20 protein-coding genes and 1 tRNA gene are annotated in these 22,764 nt (G+C 69.9%); 14 read left to right on the top strand and 7 right to left on the bottom strand.

Features of this window, described 5'->3' with window-relative positions; all coding sequences use genetic code 11:
• Positions 1–4: 4 nt before the first annotated feature.
• Positions 5–187, top strand: coding sequence for an MbtH family NRPS accessory protein (locus BN1701_RS33670; RefSeq protein ID WP_054055471.1), 183 nt, complete (start codon positions 5–7; stop codon positions 185–187).
• On the opposite strand, the gene BN1701_RS33665 is transcribed toward BN1701_RS33670, so the two are convergent.
• The gene (locus BN1701_RS33665) at positions 184–1,275 is read right to left on the bottom strand and encodes a glycoside hydrolase family 3 N-terminal domain-containing protein (protein WP_157368513.1); all 1,092 of its coding nucleotides are present in this window, start codon (positions 1,273–1,275) and stop codon (positions 184–186) included. The two genes, BN1701_RS33670 and BN1701_RS33665, sit on opposite strands and share 4 nt — an antisense overlap.
• A 104-nt stretch (positions 1,276–1,379) precedes the next feature.
• Between BN1701_RS33665 and BN1701_RS33660 the strand changes: the two genes are divergently transcribed.
• From BN1701_RS33660 to BN1701_RS33650, 3 genes are all read left to right on the top strand, one after another.
• Positions 1,380–1,574, top strand: coding sequence for a hypothetical protein (locus tag BN1701_RS33660; RefSeq protein ID WP_054055469.1), 195 nt, complete (start codon positions 1,380–1,382; stop codon positions 1,572–1,574).
• A gap of 107 nt (positions 1,575–1,681) precedes the next feature.
• Entirely contained in the window at positions 1,682–2,389 is a 708-nt protein-coding gene (locus tag BN1701_RS33655; protein ID WP_054055468.1) for a DUF4184 family protein, read from the top strand.
• Positions 2,390–2,407: 18 nt separating this feature from the next.
• On the top strand, positions 2,408–3,388 hold the full coding sequence (locus BN1701_RS33650; RefSeq protein WP_054055467.1) for a LysR family transcriptional regulator: 981 nt from the start codon (positions 2,408–2,410) through the stop codon (positions 3,386–3,388).
• A 31-nt stretch (positions 3,389–3,419) separates the two neighbouring features.
• Here BN1701_RS33650 and BN1701_RS36675 read toward each other — a convergent pair whose 3' ends face one another.
• Together BN1701_RS36675 and BN1701_RS36250 are read right to left on the bottom strand one after the other, a co-directional pair.
• Positions 3,420–4,562, bottom strand: coding sequence for a diguanylate cyclase (locus BN1701_RS36675; RefSeq protein ID WP_172803379.1), 1,143 nt, complete (start codon positions 4,560–4,562; stop codon positions 3,420–3,422).
• Between the two features lie 1,594 nt (positions 4,563–6,156).
• Positions 6,157–6,492, bottom strand: a complete 336-nt coding sequence (locus BN1701_RS36250; RefSeq protein ID WP_157368357.1) for a hypothetical protein — start codon at positions 6,490–6,492, stop codon at positions 6,157–6,159.
• Positions 6,493–6,885: 393 nt separating this feature from the next.
• Between BN1701_RS36250 and BN1701_RS33640 the strand changes: the two genes are divergently transcribed.
• Entirely contained in the window at positions 6,886–8,115 is a 1,230-nt protein-coding gene (locus BN1701_RS33640; protein ID WP_054055465.1) for an MFS transporter, read from the top strand.
• Positions 8,116–8,180: 65 nt separating this feature from the next.
• On the opposite strand, the gene BN1701_RS33635 is transcribed toward BN1701_RS33640, so the two are convergent.
• Entirely contained in the window at positions 8,181–11,648 is a 3,468-nt protein-coding gene (locus tag BN1701_RS33635) for a BTAD domain-containing putative transcriptional regulator (RefSeq protein ID WP_054055464.1), read from the bottom strand.
• A 311-nt stretch (positions 11,649–11,959) separates the two neighbouring features.
• Here BN1701_RS33635 and BN1701_RS33630 point away from each other — a divergent pair, with 311 nt between their 5' ends.
• The 3 genes from BN1701_RS33630 to BN1701_RS33620 all read left to right on the top strand — a co-directional run bounded on the left by BN1701_RS33630 (position 11,960) and on the right by BN1701_RS33620 (position 16,545).
• The gene (locus BN1701_RS33630) at positions 11,960–14,209 is read left to right on the top strand and encodes a hypothetical protein (RefSeq protein ID WP_054055463.1); all 2,250 of its coding nucleotides are present in this window, start codon (positions 11,960–11,962) and stop codon (positions 14,207–14,209) included.
• A gap of 103 nt (positions 14,210–14,312) precedes the next feature.
• Entirely contained in the window at positions 14,313–15,959 is a 1,647-nt protein-coding gene (locus tag BN1701_RS33625) for an LCP family protein (protein ID WP_054055462.1), read from the top strand.
• Between the two features lie 103 nt (positions 15,960–16,062).
• On the top strand, positions 16,063–16,545 hold the full coding sequence (locus BN1701_RS33620) for a helix-turn-helix domain-containing protein (protein ID WP_054055461.1): 483 nt from the start codon (positions 16,063–16,065) through the stop codon (positions 16,543–16,545).
• A 128-nt stretch (positions 16,546–16,673) separates the two neighbouring features.
• Here BN1701_RS33620 and BN1701_RS33615 read toward each other — a convergent pair whose 3' ends face one another.
• On the bottom strand, positions 16,674–18,188 hold the full coding sequence (locus BN1701_RS33615; protein ID WP_054055460.1) for an NAD(P)/FAD-dependent oxidoreductase: 1,515 nt from the start codon (positions 18,186–18,188) through the stop codon (positions 16,674–16,676).
• A gap of 80 nt (positions 18,189–18,268) precedes the next feature.
• On the opposite strand from BN1701_RS33615, the gene BN1701_RS33610 reads away from it, so the two are divergent.
• Both BN1701_RS33610 and BN1701_RS33605 read left to right on the top strand, forming a co-directional pair.
• Positions 18,269–18,880, top strand: coding sequence for a TetR/AcrR family transcriptional regulator (locus tag BN1701_RS33610; RefSeq protein ID WP_231949794.1), 612 nt, complete (start codon positions 18,269–18,271; stop codon positions 18,878–18,880).
• 113 nt (positions 18,881–18,993) lie between these two features.
• On the top strand, positions 18,994–19,296 hold the full coding sequence (locus tag BN1701_RS33605) for a hypothetical protein (RefSeq protein WP_067521011.1): 303 nt from the start codon (positions 18,994–18,996) through the stop codon (positions 19,294–19,296).
• Here BN1701_RS33605 and BN1701_RS33600 read toward each other — a convergent pair whose 3' ends face one another.
• Entirely contained in the window at positions 19,297–19,518 is a 222-nt protein-coding gene (locus tag BN1701_RS33600) for a DUF3618 domain-containing protein (protein ID WP_054055459.1), read from the bottom strand. It lies immediately after the preceding gene.
• Between the two features lie 117 nt (positions 19,519–19,635).
• On the opposite strand from BN1701_RS33600, the gene BN1701_RS33595 reads away from it, so the two are divergent.
• Positions 19,636–19,709 (top strand) — tRNA-Leu (locus BN1701_RS33595).
• A gap of 270 nt (positions 19,710–19,979) precedes the next feature.
• On the opposite strand, the gene BN1701_RS33590 is transcribed toward BN1701_RS33595, so the two are convergent.
• Positions 19,980–21,059: a serine hydrolase gene (locus BN1701_RS33590; protein WP_054055458.1), complete on the bottom strand. Its 1,080-nt coding sequence runs from the start codon at positions 21,057–21,059 to the stop codon at positions 19,980–19,982.
• Positions 21,060–21,245: 186 nt separating this feature from the next.
• On the opposite strand from BN1701_RS33590, the gene smpB reads away from it, so the two are divergent.
• The 3 genes from smpB to BN1701_RS33575 all read left to right on the top strand — a co-directional run bounded on the left by smpB (position 21,246) and on the right by BN1701_RS33575 (position 22,600).
• Positions 21,246–21,725, top strand: coding sequence for an SsrA-binding protein SmpB (smpB, locus tag BN1701_RS33585; RefSeq protein ID WP_054055457.1), 480 nt, complete (start codon positions 21,246–21,248; stop codon positions 21,723–21,725).
• Between the two features lie 10 nt (positions 21,726–21,735).
• On the top strand, positions 21,736–21,918 hold the full coding sequence (locus BN1701_RS33580; protein ID WP_054055456.1) for a hypothetical protein: 183 nt from the start codon (positions 21,736–21,738) through the stop codon (positions 21,916–21,918).
• Between the two features lie 160 nt (positions 21,919–22,078).
• Entirely contained in the window at positions 22,079–22,600 is a 522-nt protein-coding gene (locus BN1701_RS33575; RefSeq protein ID WP_054055455.1) for a hypothetical protein, read from the top strand.
• The last annotated feature ends 164 nt before the right edge of the window (positions 22,601–22,764 follow it).

Below are 22,764 nucleotides of genomic sequence, written 5' to 3'. Positions count from 1 at the left end.
AACCATGATCTACAAGGTCGTCGTCAACGACGAGGAGCAGTACTCGATCTGGCCCGCGGACAAGGAGAACGCCATGGGCTGGCGCGACGAGGGCACCAGCGGCACCAAGGAGGAGTGTCTGGCCCACATCCAGGAGGTGTGGACCGACATGCGCCCGCGCAGCCTGCGCGAACGCATGGATTCCTAGCAAAGGGCTTTGGCGATCATGACCCGTTCGAGGGCGTCGGTCACCCGGGGCTGGGTCAGCTCGCCGGTGCGCAGCGCCGTCTCCAGCCGGTCGAGTACCTCGGTCAGCCGGTCGGCGCCAGAGGACCAGAAGGGGATGTCGACACCCGCGCGCAGGGACTGCAGGACGGCCTCGGGCAGGTCGTAGCGGTCGGAGACGGCCTTCATCCCGCCCAGGTCGTCGGTGACGGTCAGGCCGTCGAAGGCAAGGCCCTCACGCAGCAGGCGGTAGGTGGCCGGGTGCAGCGTCGCGGGCACCCCGTCGGTGAGGCCCGGCACATCGAGGTGGCCGACCATCACCGCGACCGGGCCCGCCTTCGGCAGCTCGCGGTAGGGCAGCAGGTCGCCGTCGAGGTCGGCCAGCGTCGGGGTGCGGACGGTCGTCTTGTGCGAGTCGCCGGTCGCGTGGCCGTGGCCGGGGAAGTGCTTGAGCACCGGCAGCATCCCGCCGTCGCGCAGGCCTGCGGCGAAGGCGCCCGCGTACCGGGTGGCGGTATCCGGATCGGCGCTGAAGGAGCGGTCGCCGATCACGTGACCGGCGCCCGCGTCGGTGAGGTCGACGACGGGGGCGAAGTCGAGGGTGACCCCGCGCGCCCGCATCTTGTCGGCCCTGGTCCTGGCCAGCTCGCGGACCTGGCTCTCCGACATCGTCGCGGTCATCTCGCGCGCGCTGGGCAGGTCGCCGTCGAGGGCGTCGACGCGCTGCACCCGGCCGCCCTCGTCATCCACGGCGACGGTCAGCGGCAGCGTCGCCGCCGCGGTGACCTCGGTGAGCCGCTGGTCGACCAGCAGGGTCGTGGCGTTGCCGCCGAGGAACACGCCACCGATCTGCTCGGCGCGCACCGCGGCCAGCGCCTGCGCCGGGTCGGCCGGGTCGACGCCGATGACCAGCAGCTGCGCCAACCGGGCCCGCGTGGGCATGACCGCGATCCGACCGAGGCAGCGCCGGGGCCGCAGGGCTGAGAGCATCGACCCCGGATAGGCGGAGACGGCGGCGGGCACCTGCTGCTGCGCGACCGGCGAGCCGGTCACCCGGTCGGGCGGCGCCATGGTCGCGGCGACGGCGCCGACGGCGAACGCCGCCAGGACCAGCCTGATCCGCCGAGTCGTGGGCACGTGGCATTCTCGCACCATCACCTCCGAAGGAGCAGCCCGTGGATGAGGACGACGAGGACCTCGAGGTCCCGACCGAGGTGCACACGGTGTGCCAGTACTGCGGCGGCGGCGGGATGGTCGCCGACCCGAAGCTGGCGATCATCGCCGGGAGCCCCCGGACCGTCGACAACGGCCGCCCGTGCCCGCACTGTGAGACCGTCGGCCACTTCGCGGGAATCATCCCGCCGGTCTAGTAGCGCTTTCCCCCCGCGACCCCGTTCCAGCCCAAACCATAAACACCGACCACTAACTCCCCGTTCCCCGCACCGATCCTCCACACTTCCCCGCGACCATCGCGGATATGCCGTTCACCCTCGCCCACCCGGCCGCCGTCCTGCCGTTCTTCCGCACCCGCCTGCCCACCTCCGCGCTGGTGGCGGGCGCCCTGGCCCCGGATCTCCTGCAGTTCGCCGGGCTCAGCAGGCTCGACACCGGATTCACGCACACGATTCCCGGATTCATCCTCACCATTCCGCTCGCGTTGATCTTGACCGCTGTCTGGCACCACTGCGCCCAAGAGGCCGCGCTGGCGTTATCGCCCCGTCGATTCGCCCGAGCACCGCTGCCCAAACCGATTCCCGCCATCGCCGCCGCGGCGCTCGGGATAAGCACGCATCTGGTGTGGGACGCCTTCACCCACAGCCACGGGTTCGTCGTCGAGCGCATCCCGATGTTCCGGCGGTTCGTGTGGCCCGACATGCCCCTGTTCTTCTTCCTCCAGGTCGCGTTCAGCTTCGTCGGCGTCGGGGTCCTGCTCGTCCATGTCGTTCGGCGGTGTCGCAGGCTGCCGCGCAAGCGGCCGACGCTGTCGGTGGCCGCCGTTGTCCTGATCGCCGCCGGGGTTTTCGCCGTGATCGCCGCTGTCGACGCGATGGCGGTCGCCCGGCCGGACTTGCGGGCCGAGGTCGGGTTCGTGCGCGGCGCGGTGGGCGCGACCAGCGGTTTCGCGACCGGAATGATCGTCTGCGGGCTGTTGCTGCGGCGCGGGAGCTTCCGCTCGGTCCCCTAGGCACCTTAGCGTTGGTTCATGGAGCTGGAACTGCGCCACTTCCGGATCATCTGCGCGATCGACGAAGCGGGCAGCATCACCAAGGCCGCCGCGGCGCTGGGACTCGCCCAGCCCGCGCTCACCGCGCAGCTGCACCGCATCGAACGGGCACTGGGCGGCCCGCTGTTCGACCGCGACCGCAAGGGCGCCCGCGCGACCCCGCTGGGCGAATTGGTCCTCGCGCGCGCCCGATTGCTGCTTCCGGCCGTGTCCGGACTACGTGAAGAGGCGGCGCGGTTCGCGAACAACGAACGAATTCCCGGCGACACGCCGACCCGGCTGCGGCTGGCCTCGGCCACCGGCCCGCTCCTCGGCGCGCTGGTCCACCAGCTCACCACGACCTACCCGGACCTGGTGGTCACCACCTACGCGTCCTGGTCGTCGGAGGAACTGGGCACGATGGTGGCCGACGGGAAGGTCGACTACGCCGTGGTCGGCGTCTGCGGGGACGCCGCCCCACCCGCACAGCCGGGGGTGCTGTGGCGGACGCTGGCCACCGACCCGGTGTTCGTCCTGCTCGCCGAGGACCACCCGATGGCGAATCAGGACGCGGTCGACCTGGCCGACCTCGCCGACGTGCACTGGGGCGCCACCCCTGGGGACGGCTGCTTCGGCGAGTGCTTCGCCGCGGCGTGCGCCCGCGCCGGATTCACCCCTCGTGCACTGTACGAAACCGATTTCGCCAGCTGCGTCGACCTGGTCGAGTCCGGCGACGCCGTGGTGCTGTGCCAGCCGATGTTCCGCCGGTTCCCCGGTGTGGTGCCGGTGCCGATCCAGGGCAACCCGCTGCGCTGGCGCAATCTGATCGGCTGGCACCCCGACGGCCCCGCCGCGTCGTTCGCCGACCAGGTCCGCAAGCTCGCCTGCGCCGCCTACCAGGACGTGATCGCCCGCAGCCCGCGCTACACGGCGTTCCTCCGTGACTACCCGGCCTTCGGTGTGGAACAGACCGCCACCTGAGTAGACCGTGACGGCGGCCGCGCTCCCAGCTCTAGAGTTCCGGGGCGGCGGGCGAGTGGGCTTGGGCGGGGTCGGCCACTCGAACCTGGTTGCGACCGCCGTGCTTGGCCTCGTAGACCGCCGCGTCGGCCGAGCGGAGCAGGTCGTCGAGGTCGGAGGTGGCCCCCGGGCCCGACGCGATGCCGATCGAGGCGGTGCGGTGCGAGATCAGCACCGGCTGACCGCGCTTGTCGGTGGCCGCGACGTGCATCTCGGCGACGCCCATTCGCACGCGCTCGGCCACCCTGGCCGCCTGGTCGGCGTCGGTGTCGGGCAGCAGCAGCACGAACTCCTCGCCGCCGAACCGGCCGACCACGTCGCCCTGGCGGGTCGTCTCCCGCAGCACGGTGCCCACCGCGCGCAGCACGGCGTCGCCCGCCGGGTGTCCCCAGGTGTCGTTGACCTGCTTGAAGTGGTCGAGGTCGATCACCGCGACGGCGATCAGGCCCTGTTGCCTGCGGGCGCGGGCCATCTCACGACCGGTCTGCTCGTGCCAGCCTCGGCTGTTGAGTAGCTGGGTCTTGTGGTCGGTGCGGGCGTCGCCCTTGAGGTTCTCGATCTGCAGCAGGCCCCAGTCGACCGCGCCGAGCAGCGGAACCAGGAACAGCGGCGCGAGCCAGGAATGGGCGATGGCCAGCGCGGCCAGGGCACCGAGACTGACCGTCAGCGCCGCCATGGCGTTGTCGCGGCTGGAACCGACCACCGCGGTCCACGTCGGCTGCGGGGTCGACAGGGCGATGACACCACCGATGGCGATGGCGTTGACGACGAAGTACGCGGCACCCGCCAAAGCGAGAAGCAACGATTCCCGCGCGCCGAAGGTCTCAGTGACGTGGATGCCGGAAAATCTGATCACGAAGAGCGACGCCAAGGCCGCGAGCAGGATGCCCGCCGTGCCGAAGGTGTATCGGTAGAGCGGGCGGCGGGCGACCGGGTAGAGCTGCACGCGCAGCAGCAGCATCGACACCACGGCCATCCACGCGGGCAGCAGGACCATCGCGGGCAGGATCCACACGACGCTGGTGTCCATGTGCGGACCGGTGCCGCCGTCGCGGCGCGTCTCCTCAGTTCGGCGGGAGATCCACAGATGCGCGGCACCCGCCGCGATGAGCACCGCGAGGCGCCGCCAGTCCATCTCAAGTGCCGGCGGGTCGGTGACGACAGCGAAAACGACGGCCAAGATCGTGACGAGTTCGAACGCCAGGATGTAACGCAGAGCCGGGTGCGGAAGAGTCCAAAGGCCCCACCGTCGCACCGAAAGCAACGAATGGCCCGGAGGGTGTTCAGCGTGCATCCGGTCCGTCACACTTAGCCGTGAACGGAACCGGCCCACGTTCCGTTCACGACCGTCGCGAACGCGCGCTTCGGCCTGCCCCACCTGTTGAGCGCCGTCGCGAGGAGGTGTTGCAAGTGCATCGCTGCCGCAGCCCTCGACGCTCGTTAAGCCCGGAGGTGAGTCCGATCCGGAGCCGCGACTGGTGATCCCAGCTTCCGCCCCTGTTTCCGTCCCCGTAACCGAAGGAATGTCCGATGAGCCGCGACTGGTGATCTCGAACCCGGTGCTCCCGTCCCCACTAGCCAAAGGAAGCCCAGATGAGCCGCGACTGGTGACCTGCCCCTCCACCCCGTCCCCCCTAAATGATGGAGCCCCTGATGCGTAGCCGTGACTGGTGAGATCCGCCCCCGAGTCCCCGTCCCCACGAACCGAAGGAAGCTCCGATGAGCCGCGACTGGTGATCACATTTCCATTTGATCCGTCCACACCGACTGAAGGAAGCCCCAATGAGCCGCGACTGGTGACCCCACCCCTATCGCCCCCGTCCGCACTCGCAGAAGGAGAAAGCTCAGATGAGCCGCGACTGGTGAAACCCGCCCCGTCCATTTCCCCACGAACCGAAGGAAGCTCCGATGAGCCGCGACTGGTGATCACATTCCCGATTGATCCGTCCACACCGACTGAAGGAAGTTCCGATGAGCCGCGACTGGTGATCACATTCCCGATCGATCCGTCCACACCGACTGAAGGAAGTTCCGATGAGCCGCGACTGGTGACCCCCACCCCGTCCATTCCCCCACGAACCGAAGGAAGCTCCGATGAGCCGCGACTGGTGACACTCCGCTCCGCCGCCTGGTCCACATCTACCGAAGGAAGCTCCCATGAGCCGCGACTGGTGACACCCGAGTCAACCGTCATGTCCCCATCGACCCCAGGAGAACCCCATGCGCAGTCGTGACTGGTGACCGACTCGGACGCCGCGCCATCGGCGTCGGCCCGAGTGCTCAGCCCCTCGTGCGGGGGAGGCGTCTTCCGCCCGTTCCCACGACTGGTGAACCCCAACGGTGCGACCTCCCCTTCCTCACTCGCGACAGCCCGCGGACTTCCGCCGGATTACCGTCGTACCTAGAAGCGTATGCCTCTGTCCCGACACAGTTCCCCGTCTAACGGCTTATCGTCCGTAACATCGCCGACCTGTTGTTCGGCGTATCACCTGCTCCCGGCCACGCCATGTCGCCCGACGACTCCACGTTACGGCCTGCGCCGACAGTAGTGACCCCACTACGCCAAGCAGCGCCCAAATGGAGCAAGTACCTGCGGCGTTGTGGCCGAAGGCCCTTGACTTCCCGACGCCTGACCCCTCGATTCATGACACGGTGGGGCGCAACCGAAGTCACCCCTCCGGGGTCGCGTTCCCGCCGGCCGGACTTAAACTCTCTGTGATGGAACTCACTCACGCTGTGAGCGCGGCCGTCGGCCACTTGCGCAGCCGCGGCGGCAATCGCTTCTCCAACCCGTTGGGCTCCAAATGGGCCTGGAAGACCTCCGTGAACGCTTCGTCGACGCTGTCGAGGTCCCAAGTGTCCGCCGCAGGATCGGCGAACGAGGGCTGGCCGACGATGTGCACCCTCCCGGGTGCAGCGCACCAACTGGCCGGTGATCCCGGCGGAACGCTCGTCGAGCAGGAAGTGCACCACACCACCGCCGCGCCCGCCCTGGCCAGGTGCGCCGCGAACGCCGCGCCGAGTCCCCGTCCCGCTCCGGTCACCACGACCGCTGTGCCGTCCATGCCGCTCTTCCCCATTCCCCATTTCCCGCCCCGCTGGGCCCATCGCCGGGTGTGGGCCAGTGTTGGCGAACAAACAGCCGGTGATGACCCGTCGGCGCCGAACGGTCGGTCGCAGCGCACGGCGTTTGTAGTCCATTCAGCGCGTTGGTAGTTGGAAACAGATTGCCGAGATTGCGCCGGACGGCCCCATCGGTGCGATATCCGGACTCGAATGCTCGGGCGCCGCTGATCACGCAGCGATATGCCGGTACTCTGAGCGACGCGGCGGTGACCGAGTGGCAGGATGCCGCGAAATCCACCAGGGCCACACACCGGCCCCTGGAGGATGCCGCTCAGCCCGAGTGGGAACCACCCGCCGGACCGGGAGTTGATGTGAGCCGACCAGCGCCGAGCATGTTCGCGGTGTTAGCGAACCGAGAGTTCCGCGCGCTCTGGTTCACCGAGGCCATGTCCGTCGCAGGCGACCAGCTGACCAGAGTCGCGCTGGCGATACTGGTGTTCACCCGCACCGGGTCGGCGCTCTGGTCGGCCGGAATCTACGCGTTGACCTTCCTGCCCGCGCTGGCGGGCGGGCTCGGCCTGTCCCATTTCGCCGACCGCTACCGCAGGCGAACTCTGATGGTGGTGTGCTCGGCCGCCCAGGCGGTGCTGGTTGGCCTGATGGCCATCCCGAACATGCCACTGTGGGTGCTGTTCATCCTGGTCATCGGCGTCCCGTTGATCCAGTCACCGGCCGTCGCCGCCCAGAACGCCACCACCCGCGAGATCTTCGACGAGGACGACCTCTACTTCCGCAGCCAGGAGCTGCGCGGCATCACGACCAACACGATGCTCCTGATCGGCCTCGGCGGCGGCGGCCTGCTGGTGGCCTGGATCGGCACCTCTTGGGCCCTGGCCATCGACGCCGCCACCTTCGCCCTGGCCGCCCTCATCGTGCGCCGCTGGGTCGGCAACCGCCCACCCGCGGGCAGCAAACAGGACCACTGGCTCGCAGGCGCCCGCTTCGTCTTCGGCGACCGACGACTCCGCATCCTGATCACACTGTCCTGGCTGGTCGGCCTGGCCGTGATCCCCGAAGGACTCGCCGCCCCCCTGGCCGCCGAGATCGGCGCCCCATCCAAGGCGGTCGGCCTGCTCCTGGCCGCCGACCCCCTCGGCTTCATCGTCGGCACCTTCCTGATCTCCAGGTACGTGCCGGTGTCAGCCCGCCCCCGGGTCATCGGTGTCCTGGCAGCGGCCTCCGTGGCGGTCCTGACCTTGTTCGTACTCCAGCCGAACCTGATCTTCGCCCTCCTCCTGCTCTTCCTCGCGGGAGCCGTCGGCGCCTACCAGATCACCGTCATGAGCCTCTTCAACACCATCGTCCCCAACGAAATCCGCGGCGGCGCCTTCGGCGCGGCCCGCACCGGCCTTCGAGTAGCCCAAGGCCTAGGCGTCGGCCTAGGCGGTGCCGTGGCCCAATTGATCGGGTCCTCGGCCAACACCATCGCCTTGGCAGGGGCACTGGGCGTCGTCATAGCCATCCCCGCCACCATCGCCTGGTCCCGAGCCCAACGCGCGGCCAATACAGAATTAACAGCCAGAACCCCCCGCACCGGCGTCCCCGCCCCCCAGACAACCTGACACTCAAGGACCGCCAGCCAGGCGCGCTTTTGCTCTTGTCTAGCCTTGTCTTGGCGTGCGACGGTCTAGTGCTCCAACTGCCTTGCGGCAGACAGCAGAGCCCGGACGTGTGCTGCCTCCGGGACATTCAGTTCGTCAAAGACACCCAAAGCCGCTCGCCAGTCCTCCTGCGCCCCCAAGACATTCCCCGCCCGGTGCCTTATCAGCGCCCTGACGTGATGTGCCCTCGCCTGGGCCAACCGCTGCCCCGCACGCGTGGTCACCGACATCCCCAGTTCGATGTACTCCTCCGCGGCGGCCGGGTCACCCGCGTCAAGGTAGGCGTGGGCGATCTCGGTCAGTGTCCGCCCCTCCAGCAGTCGCATGCCGGTGTCCCGGATCAGGCCAAGCGCACGCAGGCCGAAGTCGACGGCGCCCGCCGGGTCGCCGGTGCGGCGGTTCAGCGCGCACAGTCCAGTCAGGACAGATGCCTCGCCGAAGCTGTAGCGGATGCTGCCCGCCAAGGCGAGTGCGTCCGCGTAATGCATGGCCGCCGCTGACCATTCGCCTGTTCGCAACTGGATGGTGGCCAGGATGTCGAGGCCGCTGACCTCGTGCCGCCGCTCCCCCAACGCCCTGGTCTGGTCGAGGGCCTGACGGACCAAGGCGTGGGCGTCGGCGAAGGTGCCCATGTCGCTTCCGGTCTCGGCCAGGCAGACCAGCATGCTGACCTCGCCCAGTCGGTATCCGTACTTTCGGCACACCGCGAGCGCGTCGCGGTAGCACTGGTCGGCTCGGGCGAGGTCGCCGAGTGCCCAGTAGGTCAGGCCGAGGCCCTGGGCGGCGGCGGCTTCGATTTGGCGGTGGCCGATGCGGGCGCTCAGTTCCAGTGCCTCGGTGTGTCGCTGGACGGCGGTTTCCGGGCGGCCCAGGAGAAGTAGGTTGATCCCCAGGTAGTTGAGCGCGGTGGCCTCGCCGCGGCGGTTGCCGATGGCGCGGTAGATATGCAGCGACTCCTCGCACACCGTCAAGGCCTGGGCGGGTCTGCCGCACACCGAGTGGGCGCGGGCCATGTTGTAGAGCGCCGAGGCCTCGATGACGCGGTTTCCGGTGCTGCGGCTGAGTTCCAGGGCCCACTGGAGGTGTTCGCCCGCGTTGTCGTAGTCGCTGAGGATGGCGTGGATCTGCCCGAGCAGCTCGTGCACCGACGCCTCGGCGTCGGTGTCGCCCGCGCCTCGGGCCGCGGCGAGGGCGGCGGTGCACACGGCGATGCCGTCGCTGCCGTGGCCGCGGTTGATGAAGTAGCCGCGCAGGGCCTCGGCGAAACGCCAGGCGTAGCTGGGCAGGCCGACGGCGCCCGCCTTGAGGGTGGCGGCGACGAGGTTGCCGCGTTCGGCGTCTAGCCAGGCGATCGCGGCCTGTTCGCCGCCGCCCGGGGCGGCGGTGGGCTCGACCTGCCACAGCATCGCGCTCTGCGCGCGGACCGACCGCAGGTAGTGGCCGAACAGCCGGGTGAGCGCGGCGGACCGGTCGTCGCCGTCGTCGGCGTGGCCTGCCCGGTTGGCCGCGTAGTCGCGCAGCAGGTCGTGGAAGGTGTAGCGGCCGGGGGCGTGCTCGCGGATCAGGTTGCCGTGGTCGAGCACGCGCAGCAGCCGCGCGGCCTCCTCCGGCGACGCGTCCACCAGCGCCGCGGCGCCGCGTGGGTCGATGTCGTTGCCGGGGACCAGGCCGAGCAGCCGGAACAGCCTGCGCGCGGCCGGGGCGAGGCGGGCGTAGGACAGGTCGAAGGCGACCCGGACGGCGGCCGACTCGTCGCCCGCCACGGTCAGGCCCGCCATCCGGCCGCGGTCGCGCAGCTCACCGGTGTAGTCGGCGATGGTGGTCAGCGGGCGGATGGCCAGGTTGGCGCCCGCGATGCGCAGCGCGAGCGGCAGATGTGCGCAGGTGTCGGCCATCTCGGCCGCGGCGCGCGCCTCCCGCCGGGTGCGGGCGACGCCGACGAGCCTGCCAAGCAGCTCGACGGACTCCTGCGGGGCCAGCACGTCGAGCGGGAGCTGGTGGGCGCCGTCGCGCGCGGTCAGGCCGGTGAGCCGGTCGCGGCTGGTCACCAGGACGAGACAGCCCGCCGACCCGGGCAGCAGCGGGCGGATCTGCTCGGCGGTGGCGGCGTTGTCGAGCAGGATCAGCACGCGCTTGCCGGTGAGCATCGTCCGGTACAGCCCGGCGGCCTCGTCGGCGTCGGCCGGGACCCGCTCCGGGGCCACGCCGAGCGCGTGCAGGAACCGGACCAGCACCACCTGCGTGGTCGGCGGGTTGGCCGAGGCGAATCCGTGCAGGTTGACGCTGAGCTGGCCGTCGGGGAAGCGCGAGCGGACCCGGTGGGCCCAGCGCACGGCCAGCGCGGTCTTGCCCACTCCGGCGCTGCCGGACACCGCGATGATCACCGCGTGCCCGTCGATGTCCTGCAGGAACCCGTCGAGCCGCTCCAGGGCGACCGCCCGGCCGACGAACCCGGGGGTCTCGGCGGGCAGCTGCGCGGGTGGGCGCGGGCTGAGGTGTTCGGTCTGGCCGCTGCGCAGCACCTTCAGGTGGGCGGCGCGGATCTCCGCGCCGGGCTCGACACCGAGGTCCTCGTCGAGCCGGGCCCGGATGTCGGCGAACACGCCGAGCGCGGCGGCCTGCTCGCCGGTCCCGGCCAGGCCGAGGATCAGCCGGGCGTGCAGTCCCTCGTGCAGCGGTTCGTCGTGGGTCAGGCCGCGGGTGCTGCTCACCACCTCGTCATAGCGGCCGAGCTGCAGGCCAAGGTCGGCGTGGGCGATCGCGGCGTCGCGGCGGCGCGCGGCCATCGCGACGGCGGCCGGGTGCTGGCGCAGGCGGGCGGGCAGGTCGGCCAGCAGCGGACCGCGCCAGCAGGCCAGGGCGTCCTCGTACTGGTCGGCGGCGCGCTCGGGCTGGCTCACCCGCAGCCCCTGCCCCTGGGTGACCAGGTCGTCGAATCGGACCAGGTCGAGCTGGTTGGTGCCGAGGTCGAGCCGGTAGCCGCCAGGAACGGAGGTGATGAGCTCCTGGGCGTCCTTGTCCGGGCCCGCGAGGGTGCGGCGGAGCCTGGAGACATAGGTGTGCACAAGGCTCAGGCAGCTGTCGGGCGGGTCGTCGCCCCACAGGACGTCGATGATCTCCGCGTGCCGCACCGCCGTGGCCGCGCGCAGCGCCAACAGCCCCAGGAGTGACCGCAGCTTGAGCGCGCCGACCTCGATCGGGCGGTCACCGAATTCCACGGTCAGCGGCCCCAGGATGCCGACCCGCACCCGCCGCGCGACCGCCTGCCGCACGGCCGCCTCGTGGAACTCGGTGTCGTCGGGGGACACCCCGACCGCGGCGGCCAGCCTGCGCACCGACTCCGGCCGGGGCCGGTCGACACCGCCGCGCTCGATGTAGCGAAGTGCCCGGACACTCAGCCCGGACCGCTCGGCGAGTTCCTGCTGGGTGAGCCTGGCGCGCAGCCGGTGGAAGCGGAGTACCTCGCCGAACGTGCCCGGCGAGTCCCCACCCATCACGCCGCCTCCCCGGTACCGAGTTGCCGCCTGCGTCCACGCGAATTGCCGGTTGCCAATCCTAGTGCATCCTCGCGGGACATTCTCGCTGGTGGGAACCCTAGACGGGAGGGGCGTACCCGGCACCTCCGGGTATAGATCGGGTGCCAGGACCGGCCCGTAGTGTTTTTCGTGCGGGGGGTGGCCTGGCGCCCTGGGGGTGCGCCATACCGCCCCCGCGCTGGGGGACAGCACGCGCACAGCGCGCGGCGGGTCGGAGCACACCGGTAACCTGCCACAGTGGGGGCACAGCGCAGGCAGTCGCGTCGAGCATGATCAACAAGCCGTCGCGACCCGACCCCGGCCCGCTTGGCCGGGCCCATCCCAGGCTGCCCGGGCGCCTGGCCTGGTTCGTGCTGGTCGTCCTCGCCGCGGGCGGTTTCGGCGTGATCGCCTCCCGCTCCCCCTCGCCCCCCAAGACCCAGCCGACGGGCCCCGCCGCCGAGGCCGCCGCCGCCATCGACGCGCTGCTCGACCCAGCCGCGGGCGATCCCCTCGACCACCTGCCCGCGGACTTCACCGACGTCACCGGCGTCGTCGCGGGCCACGCCCCCGCCCCGGAAGGCGGGACCCGCGCGGTCCACGTCGGCGGCGGCTGCTCGACCCCGTGGGGCGACGACGACACCCGCTGGGACTACGCGGTCGGCTGCCAGGCCCACGACCTCGGCTACGACCTGCTCCGCTACGCCGAGGCCAAGGGCCAGCCCCTCGGCGCGGCCCCCCGCGAGCGCCTCGACGACCGCCTGTCCGCCGACATGCACGCCCAGTGCGACCGCGACCCGCGCGGCGCGGCGGGCCCGTGCGAGGTCGTGGCCACGCTGTTCTCCGCCGGTCTGGTCGTCAACTCGTGGCACCAGCGCTGGGGCCCGCCCCGCACCGAGCCGATCGGCGCTTGGACGGCGGGCCTGCTGGTGGTGATCGCCCTGCTGGTCGTGCGGGTGCCCATCCTGCGCCGGACCAGGCGCGCACCGCACTCCACCCCGCCCGCCGTTCCCGACCGTGCCCCCGGCGACCCGGCGCATCCTGACGAAGACCTACCGGACGACCTGGTTGGCAGGCCCCGGCACCGAGACCGCGGCGGGCCGCACGATCCTGGCCACAGCCCCTACCTGGCGTTCCTGCGGATGGCGAGCCTGGCGGGAGTCGTCGTGGCCGAGTCCGTCCTGGCTATCGCACCGATGCTCGGTACCCCGGCGGCCGACCTCTGGCCGGTGACCTGGCTGCTGCAGCTGGCTCCCCTCTTCTTCTTCGCGGGCGGCCACGCCAACCTCGTCGCCTGGCGCGCGGCGGTCGCGAACGGGACCGGGTACGGCGGCTATCTGGCGGGCCGAATGTGCTGGCTGATCCGCCCGGTCCTGGCCTTCCTCACCGCGTGGCTCGTGCTCCCGCTCTCGCTCGACCTGCTGCGGGTGCCCTCGGAAGCGGTCGGCACGGTCGGCAGGCTCGTCGTCGGCCCACTGTTGCTCTTGGCCCTCTACCTGCTCGTCGTCGCCGTCACCCCGGCGATGCTGTGGCTGCACGAACAGGCCCCGATCGCCACCCCGGTCACCCAGGCGGGCCTTGTGGCCGCGCTGGACGCGGTGGGCGCGGGCCCGGCGGCGACCGTGGTCCTCGCGGTGTTCTTCGGCCAGCTCGCCCTCCACTACACCGAGGGCGGGCGGATCCACCCGCGTTTCCTGATCGGCGGCGCGGTGGCCGCGGTGGCGACCTTGATCTCGCTGACCACCGCGGGCGGCCTGTCGCCGCTGCTCATGGCCGATCCCGGCCTCATGCCCTGGGCGACCGGCGTGCTGCTGATCGGGATCACGCACGTGTGTCTGATCGCCATGCCGGGTCCCGCGGGCATCCGGGCGGTGGCCACGAGCGCGCCTGCCCGGGCGGCGCGCTTCGTCAGGGCGGCGCCGATGACGGTCTATCTCGTCTTCCTGTGCGCGGTGCTGATGCTGGCCGGGATCATCGGCGCCGCCCGGCACGCGGGCCTGCCGACCACCGCGGTCGACTGGCTGGCCCAGCCGCGCAGCCTGCTGGCGCTTGCCCTGCTCGGCGTGCCCACCGCGCTGGTGTTCGTGCTGTTCGAGTGGCGTTCGACACTGGACCCGGACGTCGTCGCCGACCGGACCCGGGCCACCGCGCGCCGGGACGCGCTCGCCGCCGCGCTCGGCACCGGGTACGGCGCCGCGGGCATCCTCGGGTTCGCCGTGACCGGGCTCACCGGCACCCACCAGACCCCGGTGCTGCTGGGCTTCCCGCTGGAGCCGATGGCGAGCATCATCCATCTGCTGCTGGGCTGGTACCTGCTGCACTCGGTGCGGATCGGCACGACGTCCACACCGTGGCCGTGGCTGATGACCGCCGTGGCGTGCGTACCGCCGGTGATCACCACGCCGGGCACCACCGGGGTCGTGGTCCACGTCACCACCACCGCTGTGGCACTCGGAGTGGCCGCATGCCGGATGGTCGCGCTTCCTCGCAGGTCAGCGGCGCGCGGCGACCAGTTGGCCGCCGCCGAGGCCGTGCCATGACCGGGCCCACCCGGCCGGTATGACACGCTAGAAACAACCTGGGGAGGCTTTACGGCGTCCTATAAGTGTCATCAGTGCGCCTGCGCGACCGGAGGGAGCAAGCGTGGAGTACCGGCCGCCGCCGAGGTCAGCGAGTCGCGCGGGCCAGGGCAGGCCCACTCCGGCGCGCACGTCGACCACGGAACGCCCGGCCCAGCCGAGGATCACCGGCAGGCCCCACCACTCCGCGCCGACCGAGCGCATCGCCGACAAGGCCGCGGCCCCGGTCCGCCGCCCCCGGCCCCAGACCCGCAGGCCCGCGGCCAAGGCGAAGCCCAAGCAGAAGATGGTCGGCGGGAAGGTCTTCCTCGCCCTGCTCTCGGTCTTGGTCCTGTTCGCCACGGGCTACTACTCCCAGCTCGTCGACGACTTCGCCGACGGACTCAACACCGGTGACTTCACCGAGGACACCGGCGAGAAGCCCGCTGACGGCGCGGTCGACATCCTCATGGTCGGCATGGACAGCCGGACCGACGCCCAGGGCAACCCGCTGTCGAAGGAGCAGCTCGCGATGCTCAACGCGGGCAAGGCCGAGGGCGTGATCAACACCGACACGCTGATCATGATCCGCATCCCGAACGACGGCGGGAAGGCGGTCGGTGTCTCGATCCCCCGCGACTCGTACGTCGACATCCCCGGCTTCGGCAAACACAAGATCAACTCGGCCTACGCGCGGGAGAAGCTGGACTCCCTCGAACGGTTGCGGAAGAGCGGCGTGCAGGGCCGTGACCTGGAGGTCCAGTCCAACGTCGAGGGCGGCAAGAAGCTGATCGCCACCGTCGAGAAACTGACCGGCGCCAAGATCGACCACTACGCCGAGGTCAACCTGCTCGGCTTCTACGACATCACCAACGCCATCGGCGGCATCGACGTGTGCCTGAACAAGGCCGTCAAGGACCCGTACTCCGGCGCCAACTTCCCCGCCGGCCAGCAAAACCTCTCCGGCGCGCCCGCGTTGGCCTTCGTCCGGCAGCGGCACGGGCTGGCCAACGGCGATATCGACCGCATCACGCGTCAGCAGACCTTCATGAACGGCATGGCCAAGAAGATCCTTTCCAAGGACCTGCTGGTCCCCGGGTCGGAGTCGCTGGGGAAGCTGCAGGAGGCGATCAAGAAGTCGGTCGTGCTGGACAAGAACTGGGACGTCATGCGCTTCGCCCAGCAGATGATGGGCTTCACCGGCGGCAACCTCTCGTTCCAGACCATCCCGCACGGCCGCATCGATCTGGAAACCCCCTCCGACGGCTCGGCGATCCAGGTCGACCCCACCGACGTGCGCAAGTTCGTCGGGGGCATCCTCACCGGCGGCGCGCAGCCGTCTTCCGGCGCGAGCAGCAGCGGCCAAAGTGAGCCAACCCAGGCGGCGAAGCCGACGGTGACCGTGCTCAACGGCTCCGGCCGCACCGGCCTGGCCGCCGAGGTCGCCGACTCGCTGACCGGCCAGGGCTTCAAGACCGGGGAAACCGGCAACGCCGCCGCCAGGGCCAAAACCGTCATCCGCTACGCCCGCGGCGACAAACCCGCGGGCGAGGCCGTCGCGGGCGCCCTCGACGGGACGTTCCTGATCGAGGAGGACGCGAACCTCGGGAAGGGGAAGGTCACCGTGCTCATCGGCAAGGACTTCCCCCAGGCAGGCCAGCGGCTGACCGGCGACCCCATGGTCCGCCTGAACGGTCTGGCCCAGCCCTCGCAGGTCGCCTGCGTCAACTAGTTCACCCATTCGGCCCAACTTCGAGAACGTTGGCGTCTTTTCGCGTCAGACAACCGACGTTCGTCCCTTCCACCTATGCGGAACCACGACCAAGGGGCGAACTGTGCGGATCGACGCGGTGACCTATCAGCGGGTACTCGGCGACGAGATCCGACGGCTGCGCAAGCAACGGGGATGGACCCGCAAGGATCTCAACGGCAGGCTCCAGAGCGAAATCTCCCTGCAAACCCTCGCCACCTACGAACTCGGCACCCGCCAGTGCTCGGTGGTGCGCTTCGTGGAGATCTGTTTAGCCCTGGAGGAACACCCGCACGACCTGATGGCGCGGGTCCACGACCGCGTGTTCGCGGGGAAGGCGCTCGGCGGGATCAAGGTCGACCTGCGAACCATCGTGCGCCACCAGGCCCAAGACCTGATGCCACTGCGCCGGTGGGCGGCTGAACGTCTGGCCGAGCACACCGGGCCCGCGCCCGCGGAGGTCCATCTGGACATCTCGGCGATCGAGCGGATGGCCGAACTGTGCGGCCTGGACACGATGACCCTGGTCGGCCGCCTGACCGCCCTGCGCAGCCCGCCTGGCCCCTGACCCGCGACTCGCCCGTACGACGTGGTCACATCGGCCCGCCACCCGAGGGGGGGTGACGGGCCGATGTCAGTCCTAACGCTGGCGGTCGACCCGGCCGAGTCCGCCCACCAGGTGCTTGCAGGCGTTGTCTAGCGGCCTGCCGCGACCGGGGTGCGCTTGCCCGCGACCTTGCCGCGGGTGATCAGCTCGAAGTGCGCCGGGTCCACCTGCCGGGTCCGCAGCCAGTAGCGCCACGTGAACCCGGGCCAAATGGTCCGGTTGACACCCTTCGCGTCGAGGTACCAGCTCTGGCAGCCGCCCTGGGTCCAGACGCCGTCGGCGAGTTTGCGCTGGATCTCCTGGTTGAACTCCTCCTGCGCGGTCTCGCGGACGTCGATGGCGTCGGCGTTGTGCCGCTTGACCAGCTTCATCGCGTCGGCGACGTAGCGGATCTGGGACTCGATCATGAACACGACCGAGTTGTGGCCGAGGCCGGTGTTCGGGCCGAGCAGGAAGAACAGGTTCGGGAAGCCGGTGACGTTGATGCCGTTGTGCGTGGCGATGCCGTTCTCCGACCACTGCTTGGCCAGGTCACGGCCGTCGACGCCGGTGATGTCGAGGTAGTCGAACGCGTCGGTGACGTGGAAGCCGGTGCCGTAGATGATCGCGTCGACCTCGTGTTCGCGGCCGTCGCGGCCCACGACGCTGTTCGCGCGGACCTCGGCGACGCCCTCGGTGTCGAGGCCGACGTTGGGGCGGTTGAACGTCGGGTAGTAGTTGTTGGACACCAGCACGCGCTTGCAGCCCATGACGTAGTCCGGGGTCAGCTTGCGCGCCAGGGCCGGGTCCTTGACCGCGCGGCGGATGTTCCAGGCCGCCAGCTTCGAGGCGTACTTGAGGATGCCCTGGTGGCCGTTGAAGCCGACCGCGCGGACCTCGTTGAGCCAGTACAAGAAGTTGCGGTAGCCGCGCTGCGCGCCCGGGACGCGGGCGAACATGGTCTGGGCCCACGGCGCGATGGCGTGGTCGGGTTTGGGCATGACCCACGGCGGCGTCCGCTGGAACAGGGTCAGTTCGGCGACCTGTGGGGCGATCTCCGGCACGAACTGGATCGCGCTGGCGCCGGTGCCGATGACGGCGACCTTCTTGCCAGTGAGGTCGTAGTCGTGGTCCCACTGCGCCGAGTGGAACGTCTTGCCCTCGAAGTCCTCGATGCCGGGCAGCTCGGGGATCGACGGCAGGTGCAGCGCGCCGATGCCCGCGACCAGGTACTGGCCGACGTAGGTGTCCCCACCCGCGGTGGTGACGTACCAGCGGCTCTCCTCGGCGTCCCAACGCGCGCCGGTGACCTCGACGCCGAAGGTGGTGTACCGGCGCAGGCCCCACTTCTGGGCGACGCCGCGCATGTACTCCCAGATCTCGGCCTGCGGGGCGAACGAGCGCGACCAGTCGGGCTTCTGCTCGAAGGAGAACGAGTACATGTGGGACTGGATGTCGCAGGCGCAGCCCGGGTAGGTGTTGTCACGCCAGGTGCCGCCGAAGTCGTGGGCCTTCTCCAGCACCACGAAGTCGTCCCGGCCGTCCTTGCGCAGCTGGATCGCCATGCCCATACCGGAGAAACCGGTCCCGACGATCACCACACCGGTGTGGATGAGCTTGCCCATCGGTCGATCCTCCATGCGCTCGTTGGTGTTACCGCGAGTCCAGCCTACTTGGAGTAGGTTACTTGCGGTAGAGTCAATCTGTGACTGTCACCGAGCGCAAGCGCAGAATGCCGCGAGCCGAACGCGAGCGGCAGATGATGTGCGTCGCCGAGGAGATCTTCGCCGAGCGCGGCTACGCGGCCGCCTCGATGGACGAGATCGCGGAGCGCTGCGGGGTCTCCAAGCCGATGATCTACGAGTACTTCGGTTCCAAGGACGGCCTGCTCGTGGCCTGCATCCGCGCGGCGCGGACCGAGCTGGCCGAGACCGCCACCCAGGCCGTCATCGGCGCCACCAGCGCGCAGGACGCGCTGCGCCGGGGCCTGGTCGCCTTCTTCCAGTTCGCCGACTCCCGCCGCCGGTCGTGGGCGATGATGGTGCGCAACGAGGTGGCGTTGGCGGGCACCGGCGCCATCGACGAGATCGAGGCCATCCGCCGCGAACAGGTCGAGCTCGACGCCGCCATGTTCGCCGCGTTCCTCCCGGACAAGTCCCCGACCGAGCTGGAGATGCTGGCCCAGATCGTCGTCGGCGCCTGCGAGCGCCTGTCGATCTGGTACGTCAGCCAGGACCAGGTCACCGCCGTCGAGGCCGCCGAACAACTGCTCACAGTGCTCTGGCGCGGCGTCAGCGACGCTGTTATGGAGCTATAAATACCCCATGTGGGGGCTGTCCGATGAAATTCTCGCTGCTAGCGGGTGCCATTCGGGCGTGAAATGACGTCCAATTGGGCGAACGCACAGGGCGAGCGAGGGGTGGATTCACCATGTTCGAGCCGATCCAGGCGAACTACACACCGGATGGCGACGACTGGAAGATCGAGGTGACCTGCCGAGGCAAGACCCTCAAGGCGACGGCCCCAGGTCTCATCGCCGCCCGGGACCGCGCGGACCAGCTCGCGGCGAAGATGGCCCCCAACGAGGAACCACTCACCATCGTCCACATGCTGGAAGGCGACGCGGTGAACTTCACCGCCGCCTACCTGACCGCCCGGCTGGGGACCGAGCCGAGGGAAATCCCGGTGGCGGACGCGGCGGAGAAACCCACCGCCCCGTCCGCCATGGCCTGACTAGCGGAACAGCCTGCGCACGACCAACAGGCCGACGAGCACACCAACCCCGATGAGCGCGTACTTCACCTTGGGCTCATCGAACTTCGAGCGCGCGCTGTTCTTGGCGTTGTCCACCAACCGCTTCGGGCTCGCCTTGGTGCCCAGCTGGTCCAACGTCGACGCCAGCGCGTCCCGCGCCTGCTCGATCTCGCGCTGGATGGTGTCAGGGTCGCGGGCCACGTGTCCTCCTCGATGCAGCCAACCTGCGCCACCACGTTAGATCACCGGCCACCCGCACCGCGCACGGGCCACGCCGATAGGCTGTCCCCACACTGTCCGTTGTGGTCGGCGGACAGCGGGGCCGTAGCCCAATTGGCAGAGGCACACGGTTTAGGTCCGTGCCAGTGAGAGTTCGAGTCTCTCCGGCCCCACACAACCCCACACCTGAGCAGCTCCCCGCGCAAGAGCTGGACCCCGCACCTGAGCAGCACCCCGCGCCTGAGCAGCATCGGGTGGAGCTGGGCGATCCGGCTTTGTCTGGGGGGACGACGGCCCTAAGCTGCCTGGCGTGTGGGGTGCCCTATCCGCCACGCTTGTTCCCCACAGGGCCGTCGTCGGGGCCCCAGACAAAGCCGGATCGCCCAGCTCCACCCGATGGTGCGGACACAAGCACCCACAACGCAGCGTGGTGCACGGCTAGGTCAGCAAAAGACCTCTCCGATCACGTCCACATACCCCTCCACCGGCCCAGGATCAGGCGCAGTGGTCAACGACATCTCCAGACGAGTGCGAGTGTCCCGGGTCGACAACATAAGGCTCGCGTAGCCGGGGATCCCGCCGGTATGGCCCCAAACCGTCCCCCCACAAGGCAACGGCATCTGAAACAGACCCAGGCCGAAACCGTTCGACAGTGGCGACGTGCGCAGCATCTCCGCGAGTTGAGCAGGCGGCAGGAGATTTCCGCCCAGCAGGGCGGCGATGAAGCGGTCCAGGTCCGCGGTGGTGGAGATCATCGCACCCGCCGCCCACGCGACCGTGGGGTTCAATTCGGTGATATCGGTAGGAGTCCCGTTCGCCCGGTGGTAACCGTGGGCATGGGGGCCTGGGATGGCGACAGTGTCGCCTGGGGCTGTGGTGCTGTGCAGGCGTAAGGGGCGGATGATCCGCCGGTCGACCGCCCGCTCATACGAGCCGCCGGTGGCCTTTTCGATCAGGAGGCCCGCGACGATGTAGTTGGTGTTCGAGTACGCGTGCCCGGTGCCCGGCTGGAAGTCCAGTGGACGGCTCGTGGCGATGGCGACCAGGTCGCGCGGGTCGTGGTGGTCGTAGCGGATGGATTCGAAGCCGTCCGGGTCCAGCGGTAAGGCGGCGGTGTAGTTGTAGAGGCCGCTTGTGTGTTGCAGGAGCATGCGGACGGTGATGCGGTCGCCATCCGGGAGCAGGCCGGGCAGGTAGGTCGACACGGGGGCGTCGAGGTCGAGTCGGCCCTCGGCCACCAGTTGAAGTACGACGGTGGCGGTGAACGCCTTGGTGATGCTGCCGATCCGGAACTGGCCGGACCGCGGGACGGGCCGTGGCTTGTCCAGTTCCGCCGTTCCCGAACGCGCCGCGTGGGTGCGGCCGTCGGTGGTGATGCGGACCTGGACGCCCTGGGCGCCGGTCTTGGTCATCTTGTCGAGCGCCACCTGGATGGCGTTGTCGGTTCTGGGCTGGGCTTGCACCGAGCCCGCGGTCAGTATCGCGATCGCGAGCACGATGACCGCGATCATCCACTTGCGCATTTGTTGGCCCCCGTCGGAAGTCGTTTGGTAGTAGCGATTCTTTCGATGTCGATCTGGGCGGAACACCCTCTGGAGGATGAGGTGGGTCCCTCTGCGGGGTGAGATTTGATCTACCTCTGCAGAGGGAGGCGGGCCTGGCGGATAACCGTTTGCCAAGGCAGGGCGGCCACCACATAGGCTCGACCGATGGGTGAGAAGCCAACCCGCAGGGTGATCGCCACCAACCGCCGCGCGCGACATCAGTACGCCGTTCTCGACACCATCGAAGCGGGCGTGATGCTGGTGGGCACCGAGGTCAAGAGCCTGCGCCTTGGCCGGGTCTCCGTGGTCGACGCGTTCGCCACGATCGACGACGGCGAGGTCTGGCTGCGGGGGCTGCACATCAACGAGTACGCGCTGGGCACCTGGACCAACCACGCCCCGCGCCGGGTGCGCAAGCTGCTGCTCAACCGGCGCGAGATCGACCGCTGGGACATCCGGATCCGGGAAAGCGGCCTGTCGATCGTCCCGCTGTCGATGTATTTCTCCGACGGCCGCGTCAAGGTCGAGCTCGCCCTGGTCCGCGGCAAGAAGACCTGGGACAAGCGCGCCGACATCGCCACCCGCGACGCGAACCGCGAGATCGAGCGAGCCTTCTCCCGGCACGTGAAGGGGCAACGCCGCTAACATCGGCGGCGTGCGCTCACCGCGACCGTGGTCGGCGCTCCTGCGGCTGGTCGACCGGTTCGAGGAGCGCGGCGTCTACGTGCCCGGTGAGGACAATCACGCGATCTCGCCGTGGCGCGACTTCGGCTGGCTCATCGCGGCCTGGCTCATCGTGATCGGCTTGTTCATCCTCTTCTTCGCGCTGGCGGCCTAGATTCGAGTGGTCCCGGTCACTCGTGGTGCTTCCCTGATCACGGGTCGGCCACAGCACGACACCAGGTGCGACTCAACGGCCGAACAGGGTCGGCATTCGGCCTCTCCGCCCGTCAAGGTGGACACCGACCCCGTCCCCAGGCAAGGAAGTGGCATCGAGCGTGAAAACCGTCGGCTTGGCGGCCATCGTCTGCGCGCTGCTGGTGTGGCTCACCGGCTGCGGCAGTGATCCCGCGTACTCCGAGCCGGTGGACACCCTCGCCACGTCGGCCACGCCCGCGCCCGCGGGCAGCCCGTCACGCTCCGGCGAGCGCAGACCGCTGGGCAACGGGCTCTCGATCACGGTGTCGGCGCCCAAGTCGTTCGTACCGACCGCGTCGGCCAGCCCGAAGTCGACCCGCGCGGTCGGGTTCGACGTGCTGGTGGAGAACAGCGGCACCACCGCGTTCCGGCCATCGCAGCTGCTCATCGCGGCCACCTCGGACGGCGTGGCGATGCGCCAGGTGGTCGACGCCACCCAGGGCTATACCGGCGTGGTGGGCGACTCGGAGGTCGACCCGGGCGGCAAGGTGCGGTTCTCGGTAGCCTTCGCGGTGCGCCCGGAGCCGACGCCGGTGCAGGTCAGCGCGCAGCCGGACCCGGCGACCCCGGCCATGGTGATGGTCTTCGACGGCGTGGCATAGCCGCGAATGCCCCCTGGCGCGGGACATGCCCTAGTGCAGCACCGCGCTAGTCCTTCGGGGTCTCGACGGCCCAGCTTCCCGCTGGCCGCGTTGCAGGAACAGCCGAGTACAACCCGGTACGCGCGCTGTCCCTGCGCCTTGCCAGCGGAAACCTGGATCCGCCG

Source organism: Alloactinosynnema sp. L-07, assembly GCF_900070365.1.
Classification (GTDB): Bacteria; Actinomycetota; Actinomycetes; order Mycobacteriales; family Pseudonocardiaceae; genus Actinokineospora.
Note: the sequence above shows the minus strand (reverse complement) of the source record. Positions and strands in the feature narration are given on the sequence as shown.

Bases quoted from the DNA above. Each gene is read 5' to 3' on its own strand.
- smpB (WP_054055457.1), top strand. From the start codon at position 21,246: ATGGGTGAGAAGCCAACCCGCAGGGTGATCGCCACCAACCGCCGCGCG.
- BN1701_RS33670 (WP_054055471.1), top strand. From the start codon at position 5: ATGATCTACAAGGTCGTCGTCAACGACGAGGAGCAGTACTCGATCTGG.
- BN1701_RS33640 (WP_054055465.1), top strand. From the start codon at position 6,886: ATGTTCGCGGTGTTAGCGAACCGAGAGTTCCGCGCGCTCTGGTTCACC.
- BN1701_RS33590 (WP_054055458.1), bottom strand. From the start codon at position 21,059: ATGCGCAAGTGGATGATCGCGGTCATCGTGCTCGCGATCGCGATACTG.
- BN1701_RS33630 (WP_054055463.1), top strand. From the start codon at position 11,960: ATGATCAACAAGCCGTCGCGACCCGACCCCGGCCCGCTTGGCCGGGCC.
- BN1701_RS33605 (WP_067521011.1), top strand. From the start codon at position 18,994: ATGTTCGAGCCGATCCAGGCGAACTACACACCGGATGGCGACGACTGG.
- BN1701_RS33615 (WP_054055460.1), bottom strand. From the start codon at position 18,188: ATGGGCAAGCTCATCCACACCGGTGTGGTGATCGTCGGGACCGGTTTC.
- BN1701_RS33665 (WP_157368513.1), bottom strand. From the start codon at position 1,275: ATGGCGCCGCCCGACCGGGTGACCGGCTCGCCGGTCGCGCAGCAGCAG.
- BN1701_RS33650 (WP_054055467.1), top strand. From the start codon at position 2,408: ATGGAGCTGGAACTGCGCCACTTCCGGATCATCTGCGCGATCGACGAA.
- BN1701_RS33655 (WP_054055468.1), top strand. From the start codon at position 1,682: ATGCCGTTCACCCTCGCCCACCCGGCCGCCGTCCTGCCGTTCTTCCGC.
- BN1701_RS36675 (WP_172803379.1), bottom strand. From the start codon at position 4,562: ATGGACTGGCGGCGCCTCGCGGTGCTCATCGCGGCGGGTGCCGCGCAT.
- BN1701_RS36250 (WP_157368357.1), bottom strand. From the start codon at position 6,492: ATGGACGGCACAGCGGTCGTGGTGACCGGAGCGGGACGGGGACTCGGC.
- BN1701_RS33635 (WP_054055464.1), bottom strand. From the start codon at position 11,648: ATGGGTGGGGACTCGCCGGGCACGTTCGGCGAGGTACTCCGCTTCCAC.